6 protein-coding genes are annotated in these 4,003 nt (G+C 53.0%); all 6 read left to right on the forward strand.

The window, feature by feature from the left end; translation table 11 throughout:
- Positions 1-374, forward strand: a 374-nt coding sequence (locus tag ACTTKG_RS09495; protein WP_442673962.1) for a phage portal protein, incomplete at its 5' end; no start/stop codon positions are given.
- Positions 280-2,223, forward strand: coding sequence for a minor capsid protein (locus tag ACTTKG_RS09500; protein ID WP_442673963.1), 1,944 nt, complete (start codon positions 280-282; stop codon positions 2,221-2,223). The genes ACTTKG_RS09495 and ACTTKG_RS09500, both read left to right, overlap by 95 nt.
- Positions 2,220-2,468, forward strand: a complete 249-nt coding sequence (locus tag ACTTKG_RS09505; RefSeq protein ID WP_442673964.1) for a hypothetical protein — start codon at positions 2,220-2,222, stop codon at positions 2,466-2,468. Before ACTTKG_RS09500 ends, ACTTKG_RS09505 begins: the two co-directional genes overlap by 4 nt.
- A gap of 10 nt (positions 2,469-2,478) precedes the next feature.
- Positions 2,479-2,808, forward strand: coding sequence for a YjcQ family protein (locus tag ACTTKG_RS09510; RefSeq protein WP_442673965.1), 330 nt, complete (start codon positions 2,479-2,481; stop codon positions 2,806-2,808).
- A 63-nt stretch (positions 2,809-2,871) separates the two neighbouring features.
- A complete protein-coding gene (locus tag ACTTKG_RS09515; RefSeq protein WP_442673966.1) occupies positions 2,872-3,183 on the forward strand; it encodes a hypothetical protein in 312 nt (103 codons plus the stop codon).
- 81 nt (positions 3,184-3,264) lie between these two features.
- Positions 3,265-3,900: a DUF4355 domain-containing protein gene (locus ACTTKG_RS09520; RefSeq protein WP_442673967.1), complete on the forward strand. Its 636-nt coding sequence runs from the start codon at positions 3,265-3,267 to the stop codon at positions 3,898-3,900.
- The last annotated feature ends 103 nt before the right edge of the window (positions 3,901-4,003 follow it).

The following is a 4,003-nucleotide window of genomic DNA, read 5'->3' on the forward strand; positions in this document are numbered from 1 at the left end:
TGCAGAGGCGCATCGAGCTGATCGCAGGGATGCTCAAGATGAAGAGCAAGGCGGACATCGACTTCCGCGATATTGAGATCACGTTCACGGCGAACATTCCCGCCAATAACCAGGAGCAGGCAGACATTGTGAAGACGCTTTACGGCCTTGTGTCGCAGAAGCGTCTTTTGTCTCTCTTGCCTTTTGTGACCGATCCCGCCGAAGAGCTTGAGGAGCTGAAAAGAGAGCAAGAGCAGGATGGCGCGGACGACTACGACGAACTGACGGGAGGCGCGGCCCATGACGAAGAAGGCGACGCCGACGGAAACGTATTGGCAGAAGCGTCAAAGGGAACTGGAAGAAGAGTGGAACAGAAAGAGCCGCCAAGAGATTGAGCGCGAGTTGAAAGCATACTATGAGCAGTCTCTCGCGCACATCGAGAAGGACATCCGGACGCTCTATCAGCGGTTCGCAACGGACAACGGAATGGACATGGCGGCTGCGCAACGTCTCCTCATGGGCAGCGAGTACCGCGTGTGGCGCATGGATTTGCAGGAGTACGTTGCGAAAATCAACGCGACAGGCGATAAGGAACTTCTGCGCGAGTTGAACACGCTCGCGATGCGCAGCCGTATCACGCGACTCGACGCGTTGCGCTCGGAAACCATCAAGGAAATGATTCAGCTCTCGGAAAAGACGGAACGCGCGATGAGCCGTTTTTTGCCATCGGCGTACAAGGACTTTTATTATCGCGGGCTTTACGAGATCGGCAAGACGCGAGGGCTTCGGAGTGCGGCGGGTGTTGTGGATGGCAAGCGCATTGAGGCTGTGCTGCGCACGCCATGGAGCGGCAAGAACTACTCGGAGCGCATCTGGCACAACAACGCCAAGCTCGGCGAAACGATCCAGCACAATATCATCGCCGCCGCTCATCGGGGCGTGCCTGTCGCCGACATGGTGCGTGATGTAAAGGAGCGCATGGGTGTCGGTACGAGCGACGCGACGAGGCTTGTGCGCACGGAGCTGAATTATGTGCAGAATCAGGCGGCGCTCGACTCCATCAAGGACGCGGGAATGACATACTACCGTTTTATTGCGACGCTCGACAGTCGCACGTCGCACATATGCAGGAGCAAGGACGGCGAGGTGTTCGCGGTGGATGACGCAGAGCCGGGTACGAACATGCCGCCGCTGCATCCGAGGTGCAGGAGCATCATTTCGGGCAGTCTCTATGCTGAGCACAAGCCGCGCAAGGGGACGCGCATCGCGAGAGATGAGCACGGGAAGAATGTTTTTGTGCCTGCGGGTATGCGGTATGAGGAATGGAAAAGTGTTTATATCGACAAGAAACAGACGGTAACACAGTGGCGTGGGAAATACGTCGCTTCGCAAGCGACAAATACAGCGGGAACGTTGAATGCCGTTGCGCAAAGTGGTACAATTTTAGTAGAACAGGCGCTTCGAGCGAATGCAACGAAACTGCAAGCATCGATGTCGGCGGATGATTACAATGAATATATTAACCTATTGAAAGACAACGAGGCGATTGCGCCTCTGTATACGCAGTATGCGGATGGCATTTCACTTGTCAAAAATGCTGCTAAAGGTGGATACTACGATCATCGTGCGAGTATTATTGAGTGGAGCTATCCCGATGCTCGTTACACGGCTACTGGAATGCATAAGTATAGCACCGTAGCGCATGAATTTGGGCACTATTTTGATAGATGTTTGCCGACATCTAAGTTGACCTTTAAGGAACTGGATGCGATAAATAAAACTGTGATGAAAATTTCTGATCATCGTATCAGTTTTAGCGATGAGTTTTTATCCGCGATGCGTGCGGATAGAACACACCTGCAAAAAGTTATTACTCCGTCGGTAAAGGCAGATTTCATAGCGCACGCATCCAGCGCAGGAGTACAAGATGCGGTCGATGGTCTTTTTTCTAACAGTCGGATAGTGTTTGGGCATGGCGAATCGTATTATAACTGGCGCTACAACCAGATAAAGAAATTTGGGCGTGAAAAAGATTTAAAATATGCTTATGAGGCAATGGGGTTTGACGCAAGCAACCAAGCAAAGGTCAGGAGGCATTGTAGAGTATACGAAGCGGCGAGCGAGGCGTGGGCAAATATCACCGCCGCGGTGACTTGCGGAGGTGAAGACTTAGAGTACGTCAAGAAATATTTGCCGAATAGCTATCGGGTGTTTATGGAGATTTTGGAGAAGGTGACACCATGAAAAATGATGAGGAGTATGCTGAGGATGATCGTCTTTTCCTTGGTGATGAAGAGCCAACAACGGAATTCGAGAAAGCCCTAAAAATGTATGATGATCATTTTGAAGGGACGTTCCCAACGATTCCGCTGTGTTGGGGGCGGTCCGAGGAGGAAGTGATCGACATCATCCAACAATGTCTTGCCAAAGATAAGGATGTGTACGAGATGGGGATTCTGCCTGAGCCGTCGATTGATTTGTGTTATTGAGGGTGATGCTATGGCAAACTTCAAGCTGATCTACCAGATATTGACGCTCTTGGACAAATACCTCGACCATGAGGAGCCCGACTGGTCAAAACTCTCGGCAGAGCATTTCAAGGTCACAGAGAAGCGGTTCACGCATATCATGCTCATGCTCTACGAGGCGGGCTACCTCGGCGGCATCGAGCCGATCCCCTTGGGCGGCAATGCGTATGACTTCAAGCCGATAAACCCGTCCATCACGCTTCGCGGCATGGAGTACCTTGAGGAGAACACGACGATGAAGAAAGCGTATCGGCTGCTGAAAGGCATTAAGGATATTACGCCGAGAAATTTAACTGCATAGGAAAAAGCACTTTGCGTATGCTGCAAGGTGCTTTTCTTATGCCTGTTTTTAGGAGGTGGTGCCATGCCTGAAAGTGTAATGATTGACGCAGTACGATATGCGATTCTACGCGTCAAAGAACCGCTGCTTCTTGAGGGGCGCGAGTGCAACGCTGTGGTGGAATACAACACAGCGCAGATCAAGATGTTGGAAGGCGGGAATATCGGCGAAGGCAACAAGGCGAAACTGCTCATGCACGAGATTGTTCATGCGATTCTCTTTGAGCGTGGCTTGACTGAGCACGCGGGGGATGAAGAGCTTGTTTCGGAGCTTGCGGCGGGTTTTGTGAACCTTGTACGAATGAATCCGCATCTGATGGAGTTTTTGCAAGGATAGGAGGCGCGAGTATGTGCGGCATACGATCTCCGGCGCAGATGAGCGTCGACCGAGGGAAAATGATAACGAAGGAGAATGAATATGGCAGAGGATATGTTTGATTTCGATTTGCAGCTCTTCGCGGGCGGCGATGGCGGCAGCGAGGGGAGCTCTGGCGGTACGGAGGGCAATCCTGCGGGTGCGACTGACGCAGGAGGTGGTGAGAACAAGCCGACGGGCGAACCTGCACAGGACAAGACGGAAGATACGCAGGCGAAGATTGACGCCGCTGTTGCCGCCGCTAAGACGAAGTGGGAGAAGGACTACCAGAAGAAAGCCGCAGCGGCGCAGAAAGAGAAGGAGCGACTCTCGAAGCTCTCCGAGGACGAGCGCAAGGCTGCAGAGCTGGAAAACAGTCGCAAGGAGCTTGAGGCGAAGGAAGCCGAGCTGAAGAAGAAGGAACTCAAGCTTGAAATGGTCAAGGTGCTCGCCGACCGCAAGATTCCCGTGCAGTTCATGGACTATCTCATCGCCGAGGATAACGAAAGCACGCTTTCACGCATCACGGCTTTCGAGAAGGAATTCAAGAAGGCGGTCGAGGCGGGCGTGAACGAGAAGCTCAAAGGCAAGACGCCGCCGGCTGGAGCAAGTGCCGGAAGCGCGTCGGGGGCTGCGGGCGGCGCAGGCGTGACGAACGGCTTCTTTGACGCCATCTACAAGAATCAGGTCAAGAGATAAGGAGGACATACGAAATGGGAGATACGACGTATTTGAAGGAGAATTTGCAGGGATTCGTCCCAACGCCGACGGCAGCGGAGATCATCGCGGACGTGGTGCGCGG

The organism is Selenomonas sp. (assembly GCF_052169755.1).
Lineage (GTDB): Bacteria > Bacillota > Negativicutes > Selenomonadales > Selenomonadaceae > Selenomonas.

What these genes read in the sequence shown, in the direction of transcription:
- ACTTKG_RS09500 (WP_442673963.1), top strand. Translation starts at nt 280, where the DNA reads ATGACGAAGAAGGCGACGCCGACGGAAACGTATTGGCAGAAGCGTCAA.
- ACTTKG_RS09505 (WP_442673964.1), top strand. Translation starts at nt 2,220, where the DNA reads ATGAAAAATGATGAGGAGTATGCTGAGGATGATCGTCTTTTCCTTGGT.
- ACTTKG_RS09510 (WP_442673965.1), top strand. Translation starts at nt 2,479, where the DNA reads ATGGCAAACTTCAAGCTGATCTACCAGATATTGACGCTCTTGGACAAA.
- ACTTKG_RS09515 (WP_442673966.1), top strand. Translation starts at nt 2,872, where the DNA reads ATGCCTGAAAGTGTAATGATTGACGCAGTACGATATGCGATTCTACGC.
- ACTTKG_RS09520 (WP_442673967.1), top strand. Translation starts at nt 3,265, where the DNA reads ATGGCAGAGGATATGTTTGATTTCGATTTGCAGCTCTTCGCGGGCGGC.